At 64.3% G+C, this 16,698-nt stretch carries 13 protein-coding genes; 3 read left to right on the top strand and 10 right to left on the bottom strand.

What is annotated here, in order from left to right; all coding sequences use genetic code 11:
• Nucleotides 1-23: 23 nt before the first annotated feature.
• From EDD25_RS10715 to EDD25_RS10700, 4 genes are all read right to left on the bottom strand, one after another.
• Nucleotides 24-1,955, bottom strand: coding sequence for an ABC transporter ATP-binding protein (locus EDD25_RS10715; RefSeq protein ID WP_175182994.1), 1,932 nt, complete (start codon nt 1,953-1,955; stop codon nt 24-26).
• Between the two features lie 152 nt (nt 1,956-2,107).
• Nucleotides 2,108-3,082: a carbohydrate ABC transporter permease gene (locus EDD25_RS10710; protein ID WP_134173262.1), complete on the bottom strand. Its 975-nt coding sequence runs from the start codon at nt 3,080-3,082 to the stop codon at nt 2,108-2,110.
• Nucleotides 3,079-4,212: a carbohydrate ABC transporter permease gene (locus tag EDD25_RS10705; protein WP_134173261.1), complete on the bottom strand. Its 1,134-nt coding sequence runs from the start codon at nt 4,210-4,212 to the stop codon at nt 3,079-3,081. The genes EDD25_RS10710 and EDD25_RS10705 overlap by 4 nt, the downstream gene beginning before the upstream one ends.
• A gap of 158 nt (nt 4,213-4,370) precedes the next feature.
• Nucleotides 4,371-5,690 carry an ABC transporter substrate-binding protein gene (locus EDD25_RS10700; protein ID WP_134173260.1) on the bottom strand — a complete coding sequence of 440 codons (1,320 nt, stop codon included), beginning with the start codon at nt 5,688-5,690 and terminating at the stop codon, nt 4,371-4,373.
• Between the two features lie 289 nt (nt 5,691-5,979).
• Here EDD25_RS10700 and EDD25_RS10695 point away from each other — a divergent pair, with 289 nt between their 5' ends.
• On the top strand, nt 5,980-7,008 hold the full coding sequence (locus EDD25_RS10695; protein ID WP_134173259.1) for a LacI family DNA-binding transcriptional regulator: 1,029 nt from the start codon (nt 5,980-5,982) through the stop codon (nt 7,006-7,008).
• Nucleotides 7,009-7,134: 126 nt separating this feature from the next.
• Here EDD25_RS10695 and rplL read toward each other — a convergent pair whose 3' ends face one another.
• Nucleotides 7,135-7,518, bottom strand: coding sequence for a 50S ribosomal protein L7/L12 (rplL, locus tag EDD25_RS10690; protein ID WP_134173258.1), 384 nt, complete (start codon nt 7,516-7,518; stop codon nt 7,135-7,137).
• Between the two features lie 54 nt (nt 7,519-7,572).
• Nucleotides 7,573-8,088: a 50S ribosomal protein L10 gene (gene rplJ, locus EDD25_RS10685; protein ID WP_134173257.1), complete on the bottom strand. Its 516-nt coding sequence runs from the start codon at nt 8,086-8,088 to the stop codon at nt 7,573-7,575.
• Between the two features lie 387 nt (nt 8,089-8,475).
• On the opposite strand from rplJ, the gene EDD25_RS10680 reads away from it, so the two are divergent.
• On the top strand, nt 8,476-10,167 hold the full coding sequence (locus EDD25_RS10680; protein ID WP_134175372.1) for an MFS transporter: 1,692 nt from the start codon (nt 8,476-8,478) through the stop codon (nt 10,165-10,167).
• 8 nt (nt 10,168-10,175) lie between these two features.
• Nucleotides 10,176-10,628 (top strand): MarR family winged helix-turn-helix transcriptional regulator, encoded by a 453-nt coding sequence (locus EDD25_RS10675; protein WP_166671276.1) that lies wholly within the window; start codon nt 10,176-10,178, stop codon nt 10,626-10,628.
• A gap of 106 nt (nt 10,629-10,734) precedes the next feature.
• On the opposite strand, the gene EDD25_RS10670 is transcribed toward EDD25_RS10675, so the two are convergent.
• From EDD25_RS10670 to EDD25_RS10660, 4 genes are all read right to left on the bottom strand, one after another.
• Entirely contained in the window at nt 10,735-11,865 is a 1,131-nt protein-coding gene (locus EDD25_RS10670; RefSeq protein WP_166671275.1) for an O-antigen ligase family protein, read from the bottom strand.
• Nucleotides 11,858-14,134, bottom strand: a complete 2,277-nt coding sequence (locus EDD25_RS17560) for a hypothetical protein (protein ID WP_166671145.1) — start codon at nt 14,132-14,134, stop codon at nt 11,858-11,860. The genes EDD25_RS10670 and EDD25_RS17560 overlap by 8 nt, the downstream gene beginning before the upstream one ends.
• A gap of 275 nt (nt 14,135-14,409) precedes the next feature.
• The gene (locus tag EDD25_RS10665; RefSeq protein ID WP_134173254.1) at nt 14,410-15,951 is read right to left on the bottom strand and encodes a sensor histidine kinase; all 1,542 of its coding nucleotides are present in this window, start codon (nt 15,949-15,951) and stop codon (nt 14,410-14,412) included.
• On the bottom strand, nt 15,948-16,697 hold the full coding sequence (locus EDD25_RS10660; protein ID WP_134173253.1) for a response regulator transcription factor: 750 nt from the start codon (nt 16,695-16,697) through the stop codon (nt 15,948-15,950). The genes EDD25_RS10665 and EDD25_RS10660 overlap by 4 nt, the downstream gene beginning before the upstream one ends.
• Nucleotide 16,698: the final 1 nt, after the last annotated feature.

Below are 16,698 nucleotides of genomic sequence, written 5' to 3'. Positions count from 1 at the left end.
GCCAGGTTTGCAGAACCGCGCAGTCAGTCTTCGCCCGGCTGGGACTCGGTGCCCGCACCGCCCGCCAGGGAGGGTGCCGGCGACGCCGTGATCTGGCGCGAGTACAGCTTTGCGTACGTGGCTCCCCTGGCGAGAAGCTGCTCGTGAGTGCCGTGTTCCACGATGCGCCCCCCGTCCACGACGAAGATCACGTCCGCGCTCACGACGGTGGAGAGCCGGTGGGCGATCGCGATGGTCGTTCGCCCGTGGCTGGCCGCATCGAGAGCCTGCTGCACGACGTGCTCCGAGATGGAGTCGAGGGCGCTCGTGGCCTCGTCGAGAATGAGCACCGGTGGGTCTTTCAACAGCACCCTGGCAATGGCGATGCGCTGCTTTTCTCCGCCGGAGAGGCGATAACCGCGCTCCCCCACCACCGTGTCGTACCGGGCGGGGAAGGAAGCGATCGTGTCGTGGATGTTCGCGGCGCGTGCGGCGACTTCAAGTTCGTCGTCGGTCGCTTCGGGCCGCGCGTAGCGCAGGTTTTCGGCGATGGTGGCGTGAAAGAGGTAGGTCTCCTGGCTCACGATCCCGATCCGGGAGACGAGGGACTGCTGGGTGAGGTCGCGCACGTCAATGCCGGAGAAGCGCACACTGCCGGAGGAGGCCTCGTAGAAACGTGGGATGAGATACGACACGGTGGTCTTGCCGGCGCCGGACGGCCCCACGAACGCCGCGAACTGGCCCGGTTCGATTCTGAATGACACGTTGTTGAGCGTGGGAGGGGACTCATCGGTCGCGTCGGGGTAGGCGAAGGTCACACCATCGAACTCCACGCGCCCGGCCGCATCACCGCTCGTGGGAACCGAGCGCGCGGTGGGCTTGTCGGCGATGGCGGGCGTGAAGTCGAGGTACTCAAAGATGCGCGCGAAGAGGGCGCTCGAGGTCTGCAGGTCGAGAACAACACGGAGCAGGCCCATGAGCGGAAACAGCAGGCGCGCCTGCACGGTCGTGAAGGCCACGATCGTGCCAGGGGTCACATCGGTTGTTCCGCTGGACATGAGCGCGCCCGCCACGAGGTACACGATGGCCGGGATGCTGGAGAGAAAAATGTTCACCATCACGAAGAACCACTGGCCACTCATCGTCTGGCTCACCTGCAGTCGTATCTGGTTGCCGTTCTCCCTGGCGTAGCGCGCGATCTCGGTGGGCTGCTGCGTGAAACTCTTCGACAGCAGGATCCCCGACACACTCAGCGACTCCTGCGTGATCGCCGTCATGTCGGACAGCGATTCCTGCGTCTTCGCGGCGATTCGGGCACGCACCTGGCCCACCCGACGCTGCGCGATCACGAGCACGGGCATGAGGATGACGGCCACGATTGTGAGCTGCCAGTTGAGCAACACCATCGCGACGAACGCGGCGAGCACCGTGACGACGTTACCGAGCACGCTCGAGACGGTGTTGGTGAGCACGTTGGCCACGCCACCCACGTCGTTCTGCAGGCGCGACTGAATCACGCCGGTCTTCGTCTTGGTGAAGAAGTTGAGTTCCATCGATTGCAGGTGCGTGAACAGGCGCACCCGCATGTCGCCCATCACCTTGTTGCCCACGTTCGCGGTGAGCCAGGTCTGCCACACGCCGAGCAGCGCCGACAGCACGTAGATGGCCATCATGAGGCCAACGAGCGCCGCCAATCGGGGTACGTTCGGCTCGCCACCCGGCGGGAACAGCCCTTCGTCGAAGGCGCGCTGGGTGAGCAGCGGCGGCACAACCGACAGCGCGGCGGCCACCAGCACGAGCACGACGGTCACGCTGAGCGCGAGCCGGTGCGCGTGAAACAGCGAGAGTATGCGCGGCAGCAGGTTGGGAACCTTCGGGGCCTCCGCGTTTCGGGCACGCTGGCCCGCCACGTCGCCGCGCATGATGCGCGAGCGCTGACCCTGTGGGGCCGGCCCCGAGCCTCCCGAACCGTGCATTGAACTCATACGCTCACTCTAGGCTCAGCCGCCGACGCGCTCGCACCGGGTCGGAGACCGTCAGCGGATGCCGGTGGCGCAGCACACAGCAATGGCCGGCGGCGCCTGCACCCGAAGGTGCCCACGCCGCCTGCCATGTCGTGCCGTCGGGTCTACCCCTTCGTCGAGCCGGCCAGGAGGCCACGGACGAAGAAGCGCTGCAGCGCGAAGAACACGATGAGCGGAACCAGGATCGATAGGAACGCACCGGCGGTGAGCAGATGCCAGTCTTGTCCCCGCGCGCCCGAGAGTTCGGCGAGCAGCTTGGTCATGGGTGCGACGGCGCCATCGGCGAAGATCAGCGCCACGAGCAGGTCGTTCCACACCCACAGGAACTGGAAGATCGCGATCGACGCAATGGCGGGCATGGTGAGCGGAAGCACGATGCGGAGGAAAACCTGTCCATGTCCGGCGCCGTCCACCCGAGCCGCCTCGATGACCTCGACGGGGATCTCGGAGATGAAGTTGTGCAGCAGGTAGATGGCCAGTGGCAGCGCGAACATGCTGTGGGCGATCCACACCTGGGTGTATCCGCTCCCTGCCGCGAGCGATTCAACGACCGGGAATCCGAAGAGCGTTCCACCAGAGAAGAACTGCAGCAAGGGCACGAGGGCCATCTGAATGGGAACGATTTGCAGGGCGAATACGCCGATGAAGAGCAGGTTCCTGCCGCGAAAGTCAATCCACGCGAAGGCATAGGCCGCGAGGCTCGCGATCATCAGGGGGATGAGCGTAGCCGGGAGCGTGATGGCAATCGAGTTGATGAACGCGCCGGCCAGGTCGAGCTGGCTGTTGCCGGCAGCGAGGGCCGCCGTGTAATTGTCGAGGGTGAGGCCCGGGTTCTGGAAGATGGTCCACCAGCCCGTGGTGCGCACCTCCTGAGCGGGACGGAACGAGGAGACGAGGAGTCCGAACGTGGGAATGGACCACAACACGGCGATGACGAGCGCCGCGATGGTCGCTCCGCGGCTCGTGAGCCGCTTCTTGGCCCCGCGCAACGCCACCGATTCGGCGCGGCGCACACCCCGGCGCAGCTGTCGTTTCGTGGCATCATCGGTGGGCATTTCTGCCGGAATAACCGTACTCATCGGATCTCCCTCTGCTTCTTGATCTGGCGAGCGTTGAAGACAATGATCGGTACGGTGAGCAGGAACAGGATCAGCGCAAAGGCGGCAGAACGCCCCTGCTCGAAGTTCTTGAACTGGGTGTACATCTCATTGGCAATGACGCTCGTGTCATTCGTTCCGGCGGTTGTGGTGCGCACGATGTCGAAGACCTTGAGGGACACGATGGAGATGGTCGTCAGCACGACAATCAGGGCACTGCGGATGCCGGGCACCGTCACGTTGGTGAATTTCTGCCACGCGTTGGTACCGTCGAGTTCGGCGGCCTCCAGCTGCTCGATCGGTACGCCCTTAATGGCCGCGGACAGAACGACCATGGCGAAACCGGTCTGTACCCAAATGAGGATGACGATGAGGAACAGGGTGTTCCACGGAGACACCGCGAGGAAATTGACCGCTTGTCCACCGAGCCCCACGACGATGGCGTTCAGCAACCCGATCTGTTCCTGGTCGGCCGGTCGTGCCGTATAGATGAAGCGCCAGATGATGGAGGCACCGACGAGGGAGATAGCCATCGGCATGAAGACGAGGATCTTGAAGTATTTCTCGCCGCGGCTCTTGTCAATGAACACGGCGTAAGCGAGGCCGGCCACAGTGGATACCGTCGGGACGAACAGCACCCAGACGATCGTGTTGAGAATGATGCGCACGTTGTTGGGCTGGGTGAAGACCCAGACGAAGTTCTCCAGGCCCACGAACTCGGTTCCGCGAGAGTTCTGGAACGCCTGCACGGTGGTCTGGACGGTCGGGATGATGAGTCCGATGGCGAGGAGGAGGACCGCGGGGGCGAGAAACCCGATGAGCTGAAAGAGGTAACCAGCACCCTTGCGCCCGCGGTAGTCGATCAGGAAGAACACTCCGCCCAGCACCGCGGCGGCGCCGATGGCGATCGGGTATGAACCGGCAAGCGCAAGGAGCAGCAACGGCAGAAGCACACACACCGCGAGGCGAATGATCGTATAGACCTTGCCGGGACGAGGCGCGATCTCGACGAAGAACAGGATCGCACCGACGACGACGGCGAAGGCGGCAATCACGATAGGCACCTGGGCCAGAGGTGGCAATTGTGCCAGCCAGGCGAAGAAAGCGGACATGTGAACCTTTCGAGTACGACGGCGAACTCTGAGCAATCGCCTGGGGCAAGGCCAAAAACTTACCGTTACGCTACACCCGCCTCTGAGTGTGGGCCACCCGATCTCTCGGGTGGCCCACACTTTTTCGAGGCAGGCTTGCTGACGGTGTTACGCGTCGGCTACGACGACGGCCAACCGGCCTCGATGCTCGTGAGCACTTCCTCGACGGGCGTGCCGTTGATCCAGCTCACGATGCCCTTGAAGAACGTTCCCGCGCCAACGGCACCGGGCATCAGGTCGGAGGCATCGAAGCGGAAGGTCGTGTCGGGGTCCTGGAGGATCCTGATCGATTCCGCCAGGATCGGGCTGTCGACGAGGTCGGGGTCAACGCCATTGTTGGCGCTGATGCCTCCGCCGATCGACACGAGGCTGTTCGCCCATTCCGGTGTCGACAGGTACTCCTGAACGGCCTGGGTGTCCGCGTCATCGGTGAATGCTCCGACGATCTCGCCACCACCGACGACCGCCTTGCCACCAGCTTCGATGGACGGCGTCATAAACGCCCAGATGTCAGCATCCGGACCGACGTTGCCGCCCGCGTCAGCGAGGAAGCCATCGAAGAAGGACGCCTGGTGGGTCAGAGCACAGGTGCCGTCAACGATGGGCGTTGCAACGTCACCGAACGGGACGCTATTGATCGACTTCACGTCGCCAAATCCGGCGTTCACATAGGCGGGGTTGAGCAGAATATCGCCAACGGCATCAAATGCATCTTTGATGGCTGGGTCCGTGAACGGGACCTCGTTGGCCACCCACTGATCGTAGACATCCTTTCCAGACTGACGCAACACGAGGTCTTCGACCCAGTCTGTTCCCGGCCAGCCAGTTGCATCACCCGAACCGAATCCGGCGCACCACGGAGCGGCCCCGGTCTTCTCCTGAATTGTCTTCGTCACGGCCAGGAGATCGTCCCACGTCTCGGGAACCTCAACGCCCCACTCCGTGAACTTGGCCGGGGAGAACCAGATGAAGCCCTTGAGGTTCGCCTTGAAGGGTGCACCGTAGAAGACATCGTCGACTGTGCCGTAGCCCTTCCAGTCGGCAGACCAATACTCGTCGACGTTGGCTTCAACTGCGGCCGGGGCCGGTTTGATGAACCCGCGGCTGGCCAAATCGGCCAGGAGACCTGGCTGCGGAAAGATTCCTATGTCGGGGGGATTTCCGCCCTGGGCGCGAATAGCGATTTGGGATTCGAATTCCTTCGAGAATTCGTACTGAATGTCGATGTTGTTTTCTTTTTCCCAGTCGGCCCACGACTTCTCAAGCTGCTCCGCTTCAAAATCAGCGATTGTGCTGTAGACCGTGACGACGCCATCTCCTTCGGCACCAGCGTCGGACGTGGTGGACCCGGGACCTCCGGAACAACCGGCGAGCGTCAGGCCTGCGACCGCCGCGATGGCGATCGGAGTGATGATTCGACGGCGCAGGGAAGACCGCATATTTTTCTCCTCATTGAGTATTTGTGCTCTGCAGATGGACAGTTCTGCCGTACATACATGACGCTCGTGTGGAACTCGGGAACCGGTTCCACACGATAAATTACGTTACCGTCGGGCCGTACGCAAGCCCGTTTATGTTACAAAATGGCAAAGATCGGGGACAGCGCCCGGCTCTTCCCCGCCGGAGGCGCAAACCAGCCCCGCAAGACGTTCAATTTCGTGGAACCGGTTCCAGTCGCGCTCGCCAGTCGGTATTGTGTGCTTGACGGGTCCACGGGCGGAGGTTGATATGAGCACCATAGCGGAGGTTGCACGTCTTGCCAATGTCGCCAAGGCCACTGCCAGCCGGGCCCTCAGCGGCAAGGGATACGTCTCCGAGGAGACCCGCGCCAGGGTGGTCAGTGCCGCGCGCACGATCGGCTACGTCGTCTCCCCCAATGCCGCGAGCCTCGTGACGGGTCGCACCAAGAATGTGGGCGTGATCATCCCGTACATCAGCCGGTGGTTCTTCGCCGAGGTGCTGGAAAGCGTTGAGCAGGCCCTGCTTGAGCAGGGCTACGACATGACGCTGTACAACCTGCCACAGGCTTCGCCGGAACGCGACCGGGTCTTTGAATACTTTCTGGCGCGCAAGCGCTTCGATGGCGTCATCTCGGTGGGCGTGGAGCTCAGCGAAGCCGAGGTGGAACACCTGCATCAGCTGCGTCGGCCGCTCGTGGGCATCGGCGGCCCCATCCGCGGCGTGCCCACGATCGCGATAGACGATGTCGCCACCGCCCGGCTCGCCACCGAGCATCTACTGAGTCTCGGACACAAGGAGATCGTGCACATTGGCGGCAGCCAGGACGAACAGATGGACTTCGCCGTGCACAGCAAACGCCTCATCGGTTTTCTCGCAGGCATGCGCGCCGCCGAGGTCCCCACCAGCAACTGCTTCTACGCGTGCGAACTCACCGTGCCCGGCGGCTACTACCTGGGGCGCAGCGTGCTCGGAGACCCACGTCGTCGCCCCACCGCCATCTTTGCCGCAAGCGACGAGATCGCCATTGGGCTCATCGTGGCAGCCAGGGAGCTGGGCATCCTCGTTCCGTCCGAACTCTCCGTCATCGGCATCGACGGGCATCCCCACGCCGAGATGTTCCGGCTCACGACCCTTGAACAGCACCCACGCAACCAGGGTCGACTCGCGGTCAACTCCCTGCTGGCCAACCTCGAGGCCCCGAGCCCCGAAGACGAGAGCGCGTCAACGATTCTCGAGACCAATCTCGTGATCCGCTCGAGCACGAGCGCACCCCCGGCGGGACTGAGCCAGGGCTGAGTCAGTCCCGCCCGGGCGGGACGACAAACGGGCGCCATCTCCTTTCGGAGATGGCGCCCGTTCATACTGGCTTGTGGAAAGACAGGCCGTAAATCTCGATCAGTAGAGCCCCTGAAGGGGCACCGACTACTTGAGGGTTACGGTTGCTCCTGCAGCTTCGAGGTCTGCCTTTGCCTTGTCGGCTGCATCCTTGGCAACGCCCTCGAGGACGGCCTTGGGCGCGCCATCGACAACGGCCTTGGCCTCGCCGAGGCCCAGGCTGGTGAGCTCGCGCACAACCTTGATGACCTGGATCTTCTTGTCGCCAACGGCGTCAAGGATGACGTCGAATGCGGTCTGCTCTTCAACCTCTTCAACCTCGGCGGCGGGGCCAGCGGCTCCGGCTGCTACGACGGGAGCTGCTGCGGTGACCTCGAAGGTCTCCTCGAATGCCTTGACGAACTCGGAGAGCTCGATGAGGGTGAGGCCCTTGAACTGCTCAAGCAGGTCTTCAGTGGAAAGCTTTGCCATGATGTACTCCTTCTAGTTTCTTAAAAATTCAATACCGCGAGACGAGGCAGATGCCTAGTTCGCGGACTCCTGCTTCTCACGCAGCGCGTCGATGGTGCGAACAGCCTTCGACAGCGGTGCCTGGAAGAGATAAGCGGCTCCGAAGAGAGAGGCCTTGAAGGCGCCGGCAAGCTTGGCCAGCAGCACTTCGCGGGACTCGAGGTCGGCAAGCTTGCCGACCTCTTCTGCGGTGAGCGGGCTACCGTCATAGTAACCGCTCTTAACCACCAGGAGAGGGTGTGCCTTGGTAAAGGAACGCAGGGTCTTCGCGACGGCGACGGGGTCTCCGTGCACGAAGGCGATGGCGGACGGTCCGACAAGTTCCTCGTCAAACGAGGTAATGCCGGCCTTGTTGGCCGCAATCTTGGTGAGCGTGTTCTTTACCACGGCGTACGTGGCGTCCTCACTGATGGACTTGCGCAGGCTCTTCAGCTGCGCAACAGTGAGACCGCGGTACTCGGTGAGCAGTACGGCGGTCGAGCTCTGGAATTTCTCCGTGAGCTCGGCGACCGTTGCTTCCTTGTTCGCCATGGTGCTCCTCTTAATAGTCATGTGCCGGGTAGCCCCGAGTGCAGACATGAAAAAAGCTCCAACGCAGGGCGCCGGAGCTGGGTCACAATCCATAAGACTGAAAATTTACTTCGAACACCTGCGCGGGCCGTTCACGTGAATGAACTTTCGGTCACCCCGTGCATTTCTGCGCAGAGCAACGACCGGCGGTCTGTGGCTGAGGTTTACTCTATGCCACGCGCGGGTCCGGTGCAACTCGAGGGCGGCATCCGCTCACCGAAAGTAGTTGACACTTATCCACTATGTCTATATGGTTGATTGTTGTCAACTAGATTCGGGAGCCTTTTCATGCCACGCGCACGCCGCACCATCGCTCCACCCCGCCCGACCATCGCGGCCGACGGCAGCATGACCCACCGTCAGGTGCTTGAGGCGCTGTCGGGCCTCCTCCTGGGCATGTTCGTCTCGATCCTCGCGGGCACGGTCGTGAGCACCTCGCTACCCGTGATCATCGCCGACCTGCACGGCGGGCAGTCCTCTTATACGTGGGTCATCACCGCCACACTGCTTGCCACCACCGTGAGCACACCCATCTGGGGCAAATTCGCCGACCTGTTCAACCGCAAATTGCTCATTCAGCTTTCCCTCGTCATCTTCGTTCTCGGCTCGGCACTGGCCGGCTTCTCGCAGGACACCGGAACTCTCATCGGCTTCCGCGTGCTGCAGGGCCTCGGTGCCGGCGGCCTCGCGGCGCTCAGCCAGATCATCATGGCGGACATCATCAGCCCCCGCGACCGCGGCAAGTACGCCGGCCTCTTCGGCGCCGTCATGGCACTCGGCACCGTGGGTGGCCCGCTCCTCGGTGGGGTGATAACGGATGCCTTCGGTTGGCGCTGGAACTTCTTCATCGCGCTTCCGGTCGCCATCGTGGCCATCGTGTTGCTGCAGCGCACGCTGCACCTGCCCGAGCGGGTCAAGCGCGTGGTGCGCATCGACTACCTGGGCGCCGTTCTCATCGCCGGGGGCGTGTCGCTCCTCATGATCTGGGTGACGCTGGCGGGATCGCAGTTCGAGTGGGCATCCGTTGTCTCCGTCGTCATGGTCGGCGCTGCGGTGCTACTGCTCGTTGCTGCGGTCATCGTGGAGGCGACGGTCAAGGACCCCATCATTCCGCTCGCCATGTTCAAGAACCGCACGTTCAGCATCGCGACGGTTGCCAGCATCGCGGTCGGCGTCTCCCTATTCGGCACGTCCCTTTTTCTCAGCCAGTACATGCAGCTCGCGCGCGGCGCCACGCCCACGCAGTCGGGGCTTCTCACCATTCCCATGATGGGCGGGTTCCTCGTGTCGTCGACGGCGTTCGGAACGCTGATCAGCCGCACCGGCAAGTGGAAGGCCATCATGATCACGGGCGCCACGCTCGTGATCATGGGCCAGCTGCTGCTCGGAACCCTCACGTCCACGACCAACCTTGTGCTCGTGGGCGTATTCATGTTCATTCTCGGCGCTGGCCTCGGCTCGCTCATGCAGAACCTCGTGCTCGTCGTGCAGAACGCCATCGATGTGAAAACCCTCGGCGTTGCCACCAGCGGCATCACCTTCTTCCGCAGCCTCGGCGGCACGGTCGGCGTGTCGGTGCTCGGCTCCGTGCTCGGCACCGTCGTGGCCGATCACATCCGATCGGGCATCGGAACGCTCACCCCCGAGCAGCAGATACTTGCGGCCGGCAGCATCGGCACCGGCACGATCCCGAGCATCTCGGCGCTGCCGGGATCACTTCGCGTCATCGTGGAGTCCGCGTACGGCTCCGGCGCGGGCACCGTCTTCCTGCTCGGCACCCCACTCGCCGTGATCACGCTCATCATGGTGACGCTGCTGCCCAATATCCCGCTCGGCGGCAAGACGGCCATCGCCCGGGCGCACTCCGAAAAGCTCGATCGTGAAGCGGACGCCCGGGCCCCTGCTGAACACGAACTTGCGGATATGGAAGATATCCTGATCGACGTGAGTTCGGGATCCGCCGGCCTCACGCCCGTCGGGCTGAACACCCCGACGGGATCAATTCGGGTGGTACCCCCAGCGCACCGCCCCGACCTGTGATGGTAAGAGTGACGACTGAGCAACCCACCGACCCCGCCACCGCGGCCATGATCGGCGAGGTCATCGAACAGATGAGCGTACTCGCCGGACACATTCGTGCGGCCCAGCGCGTGGCTGCGGCAAGCATCGATCCCGGCATGCAGGCCTTCGGGCTCAAAATGCTGCGGCACATCGCCCGCATTGGCCCCACGCATGCCAGTGCCCTCGGTGCCGCCCTTGCCGTGGACAAGAGCGTGATCAGCCGCCATATCAAGCCACTCTGCGAGCTCGGGCTCCTCCGCACCGAACCCGACCCGAACGACGGGCGTGCGCACTTCCTGGCCGCGACGCCCCTCGCCGAGACCAAACTCGCCGAATTGCGCGCCGGGGACACGGCCATCGTGCACCGCCGCCTGGCCACCTGGTCCGCCGACGACCTGCACGAGTTCGCCCGACTGCTCGCCCAGCTCAACACCCCGTAGCGCGCGGCGGCGGTTGCGGCCCTCGCTGCGACCCCTCCGGCACTCCTCGCGGCCCGCGGCACTGGTTGCGACTCGTGCCGTGGCTGCCAACACGTGCCGCGAGCCATTAGCGAGCGGATGCATCGGGCAGGCCTGCCGCGCGAGTGTACTCCCGATCGGCGGCCGCACCTTTGCCCTGCATCATGAGAACCTCGCCAAGCTGCCGCGCAACAGATGCGTCGAACGGCGCCAGTTTCGCCAGCTCACGCAGCGTCGCTTCCGCACCCGGCAGATCGCCGCTGATCTGCCGGGCCGCAGCAAGCGCCTTCGCCGCCGAGACGTTGTCCGGCAGGCTCGCCCGGGCCCGTTCGCCCCAGCTCAGTGCCTCTGGTGCGGCACCGGGCAGACCGCCCGCGGCGGCCGCGGTGAACGATTGTGCGGCGATGCTGGTCACGTCCGCGTCCCAGCGGCGGAACGATTGTGCGCGCGTGAACGCCGTCTGCGCGGCGACGACGTCACCCGTGCGCGTGGCAGCGAGGCCGTCCTGCAGCGACACCTCCGCCCCCGCAACGAGTACCAACCACGCCAGCCACACCGCGAGCAGTACGGTTCGCGCGCGGCGCCATGCTGAGCGGTGTGACGCGAACAGCGGGCGGGCGCGAAAGCCGGTGGCAGCATCCGCTGAAATAAGGACGCCGCAAAGCAGAGCCGTGAAAATAGCCGTGGCCGGAGCGGTGAAGTGCGTGAGCAGCGCCACCGCGTAAGCGGCAACCGCCGCAAGCGCACCGATCACGAAGTCTGCCCCGCCGAGGTTGCCGGCTGCGCTCAGACCACGCCATCGGCGCAGTGCCACCACGACGATGCCCACGGCGATCGCGAGAATCACGGCGAGATAGAACACCCCACCGTCAAGGGCGACCTGAATCAGCCAGTTGTGTGGAGAGTCAAGGGTCATGTCGCTGCCGACTCGGGCGTGCCAGCTGCGGTCGTGTTCGGCAACGATGGCGACCGCGAATCCACCGGGGCCTACTCCGCTGAACGGGCGACTGGCGAGGAGCTTGAGGCTCTCCGACCACATGCCGAACCGGTCCTCCACGCTGCTCGCCGACAGCGGGCTGGAACCGAGCAGTCTGCTGCGGGTGAGGGGCACAGCCAGCATCGCACCCCCCAGCAGCACGAGTGCACCACCGGCGATCCCCAGAAAGCGCAGCAGCTCGCACCGCTTTCCACCCCGGGCCAAGCGGATGATTTCACTCACGCCGATCACGACGGCCACCACCGCGATGGCGAGAACCCCGCCAGGAAGGCCGAGACGATGACGGCTGTGAGGCCACCGACGAGGCCCCCGTGAGGGCCAGCCGAGTGGCCAGCGGTGCGCGCGTGGCACCGCCAGACCACGCTCGAATCAGCGGCAGGAGCAGAACCGCTGCGCACAAGGCGCCCGCGATTCCCTGATCCGTGGCGTTGCCGGTGAGCGCGCCCGGCCGGGCGAGGTCCGAGGGAATGGGGCTGAGCCCGACCGATTCCATCAACGAAACGGCGCCCATGAGCGCCGCGGCCACGACGACGGCACGGTGCAGGGTGCGTAGTCCTCCCGGCTCAATACTGGGTCCGATCAGGCGAGCTCCCAGCCACACCGCGGCGACATAGACCGGCATCGCGACGAGACCCTCGTAGCGGGGCCAGCTCCCCCATAGCTGCGCGGCCGGGTTTGCCGAGACCAGGACAGCCACAAGGAGGAGCCCTCCCGCTGCGGCGATGAGAATCACAAACCACCGGGGTAGGCGGCCACGGGCCACAGCCAGGGAGCCGCTGACCACCGCGAGGGCGAGCAGTGCGTCCTTGGGCAAGACCCAGCGCATCATCGCATCTGGAACGAAGAAAACCATGGTCAGAACCGTGAGCCACAGGGCGATCGTTCCGGCCTTCGACGGCTTGACGAATGCTGCTTTAGGTAGAGCAACGCGGCCCCGAACGCTCGGCGTTCGGGGCCGCGTTTTGACAGCTGAACGTGCCGTTAGAACACCGTCGCGGTTCTGGCGCGAACCGCGCGTCGGTTGCGAACGGCCACGAGGGCAGCTCCGATGAGGGCGAACAGTACGGCAAGGCCACCGAAGTGCATCGGGTTCAGCGGAGCGCCGGTCTCGGCGAGTGCGGAGGCCGTGGAGGTGGCCACCGGCGTCAGAGTGACCGTTCCGTCGACTGCAACGGTTACGGCCGTTGAGCCTGAATCCGGTGAGACCCTCGCCGACAACAACGTTGTGGTTTCCGGCCGGAACGCCGGCAGGCAGCGCGAGGTTGCCACTGATGTTTCCGTTGCCGTCGGCCGTGAGCACCCCGAGAAGAATCGGGTCGGAATGCAGCCAGACCTCAACTTCTTCGAAGGGATTGAACCCGGTACCGGTGATCAGGACTGTTCCGTCCTGGGCGATGGTGATCTTCGCGACCGTGTTCGTCGGCGTCGAAGTCGCCACGGTGTTCGTCGGCGTCGGCGTCGGAGTCGGAGTCGGAGTCGGAGTCGGAACGGTGTACGTTGCCAAAACAGCGCCATCAAGGGTGACCGTGGCTGATTCACCGGGCTTGAGCTCTCCGAACCAGTGATAGACGGCTTTTCCGGCGGGGATGGTAACCACAGTCGGCGCTCCTCTGACTGTCACCGTAAACGACTTCTCGGTGTCTGTGAAGTTCAGGAGGTCGGCGCAACCATTAGTGGTTGAATCGGTGTGAAAGCCGACAGTGGCAGATGCGGTGGCCGGTCGCGACCCGAGTTCAGCGTTAATGACCATGGGCGTACCAATGACGGGGGTGATGATCGTTGCTTCATCGATATCGAGAGTGTTGTCAAAGTATTCGGGAATGAACGACCCAATACTCGAATAGGTGCCAAACCCGATTTTGTAGCGACCGGGATGCACCAGCCTGGTGTAGCTTCCATCGGAACTAGTACGCCCCATTGAGGAGTAATCGACGATTCCCTCCAACCTGAGCGGAGTGACGTCAACATCTGCAAGCGGGGTGACAGCTCCGTTTGTGGCCTTCTGAGTGAGGATTCCAGATACCTTTACTCCAGCTGCAAGGCCAATATTATTGTCGGCACGAGCAGCGTCACCGGCTTTGACCTCGATCTGTTGGGCATCAGTATCCCAGTAATGTCTCGGAAAAAAACCATCCGCTGAGACGCCGATCTTCCACGTGCCCGGAGGAAGCTCAGCGGTGTATTTTCCGGCCGAATCACTGAGCACCGGACCAAGGGCGCCGAGGCCGACTAGCGGTACCCCGTCCATCCCAGTTGTAGAAACGAAGCCCTGAAACACCACCTGAGCACCGTCAATCGCAGTCGACACTCCGCCAGGCGACGCCTGACCGGTAATTATCCCGGAAACGGTCGTCGTGGATTCCATTTCAGCGGCCGCGACCTCGGTTGACACCGACTCCGCGACCCGAACGCATGTGGCCGCCTGCGCGGGCACGGCAACGACGAGGCCGCTGAGCGCAACGGCGCTGGCCATGACCAATGCGGCTTTCAAGCTGTGACGCCTGAGCCGACCGAAAATATTGTGCACGAGATCCCCTTGTTTCGACACTACATAAGCGGTGTGCCCGGAAATTCACGGCATTTTTAACGCGTTCGCACGCGCCCCCCACGCTGACTGCAGCAGTACGAAACCGTCGCTCAGGCTCAGAACGACTCGCGGCACTTCTTGCGACCCGCGGCACTCGGTGCAACGAGTGCCGCGGGTTCTAAGGAGTGCGGCAAGGGGCGAGGGCGCCAGCTGGTGGCACCGGCTGGCTAACGAGGGCGTCAGCCGAGGGCGAGGGGCAGTGAGAGACGAAACTCGGTGTGGCCGGGGGCGCTCTCGACCGCGACCTCACCGTGGTGTGCGGCCACAACGGCCGCCACGATCGCGAGGCCGAGGCCCGTGCTGCCGCCGGCGCCACGGAACCGCGAGCTGTCACCGCGAGCAAACCGCTCGAACAGGGTGGACCGCAGGTCTTCGGGAATGCCGGGGCCGTCGTCGGTGACCGTGACAATGGCCCGGTCGCCCTCTGACGACAGTGCCACCGTCACCGTGGTCCCCTGCGGTGTGTGCACCCGGGCGTTCGTGAGCAGGTTGGCGAGCACCTGGTGCAACCTGGCCGTGTCACCGAGCGCCTCAACCGGTTCCTGGGGCAGATCAAGGTCCCACACGTGGTCTCGGCCGGCGGCGTGTGCGTCGCTCACCGCATCCACGAGCAGCCGAGTGAGGTCGACCGGTCCCAGATCGAGTTCGCGGCCTTCGTCGAGCCGAGCGAGCAAGAGCAGGTCCTCCACCAGTCCGGTCATGCGAATGGATTCGGATTCGATGCGACCGAGCGCGTGCATGGCGTCGGGCGGCAGCTCCTGGCCGCTGCGCCGGGTGAGCTCCGAGTAGCCACGGATCGAAGCCAGGGGGGTACGAAGCTCATGGCTCGCGTCGGACACAAACTGGCGCACCTTGCGTTCGCTCGCCTCCCGCGTCTCCAGCGCCACATCCACGTGGTCGAGCATGCGGTTGAGGGCGAGCCCCACCTGCCCCACTTCGGTGCGCTCGTCGGTGTCCTCGGCCGGAACGCGGTCCACGAGCGAAACCTCACCGCGGTCGAGGGGCAACGACGCCACCCGCGTGGCGGTGGCCGTCACGCGCTGCAGGGGGCGCAGGGCGAGGCGCACGATCCAGCCGGCGAGCACGGCCACCAGCAGGATTCCGGCCAGGGAAACAGAGGCGATGATGACCGCCAGCTGCGCGGCCGTGCCGTCGACCGCCGACAGCGGCAGCCCCACGAGATACAGCGTGCCGGTACGGCTGGTTTCAGCGACAACGCGGTAGTGCCCGAGGGCCCCCTCAAGATCAACGGTCACCGGTGTCGACTGCTTGATATGGTCGGCAAGCACCTGCACCTGGCTCGCCTCGAGCGCCTTGATCGCACCACTCACGTCGTCGGTGTACCCGGTCGTGACCGTGGTTCCATCGAAGACCAGGGCGAGCAAACCGGGAGGCTGAGCTGGGCCGCTCAGGATGGCATCCGCTGTGGGCGTGGGGAAGAAGTCGCGTGCGCGATCACGGTCGCCGTCTTCCCCGCCGATCATCGCGCCGGAACGGTCCGCTGCGGAGGCCAGCTGCACGTCGAGCCGGTCCAACAGTGAGGCGCGCAGAATCGCCACGCTGACCACGCCGATCACGAGGCTCACGAGGGCGAGCAGTCCCACGACGGTGAGCACCAGTCGACGCCGCAGGGTCCAGCGCGCGCGTTTGCGCCGTCGGGGAACCGCGGCCGGAGGCTCCTCGGGAGCAGGTACCTCTGAACCGGGTTCCTGGGCGCTCATTCCGCGGTCTTCAGCATGTAGCCGGCCCCGCGAACGGTGTGAATCATCGGGTCACGACCCGCATCGATCTTCTTGCGCAGGTAGGAGATGTAGATCTCGACGACGGATGACTTTCCTCCGAAATCGTAGCTCCACACTCGATCGAGAATTTGGGCCTTGCTTAACACCCGACGAGGATTGCGCATCAGAAAACGCAGTAGCTCAAATTCCGTGGCGGTCAGCTCGATCGTCTCCCCCGCACGAAAGACCTCGTAGCTGTCTTCGTCGAGCATGAGATCACCGACGGTGATTTGGGGGTCGCTCGAGTCAGAGACCGCGAGGGTCGAACGCCGGATCAGTCCACGGAGCCTGGCCACGACCTCTTCGAGGCTGAACGGCTTCGTGACGTAGTCATCGCCGCCCGCGGTGAGGCCCGCGATGCGGTCGTCAAGTGAGTCCTTGGCGGTGAGAAAGAGCACGGGCGTTTCGTGGCCGCCGGCGCGCACACGTTGAAGCACCTGCAAGCCGTCGATGTCAGGGAGCATGATGTCGAGAACGATGGCGTCGGGCCGGAACTCGCGGGCCACGGTGAGCGCCTGCCGCCCCTCGGCGGCCGTGCGAACCTCCCAACCCTCGTAGCGCAGAGCCATCGAGAGCAGATCCCTGAGCGTGGGTTCGTCATCGACCACGAGCACGCGGATGGCGCTTCCGTCGGCTTTGCGGAGGCGCGGCCCGTGGGTGCCGGGACTACTCGTGCGTGTGCTCATG

Origin of the sequence: Cryobacterium psychrophilum (assembly GCF_004365915.1) — a bacterium.
Taxonomy (GTDB): domain Bacteria; phylum Actinomycetota; class Actinomycetes; order Actinomycetales; family Microbacteriaceae; genus Cryobacterium; species Cryobacterium psychrophilum.
Note: the sequence above shows the minus strand (reverse complement) of the source record. Positions and strands in the feature narration are given on the sequence as shown.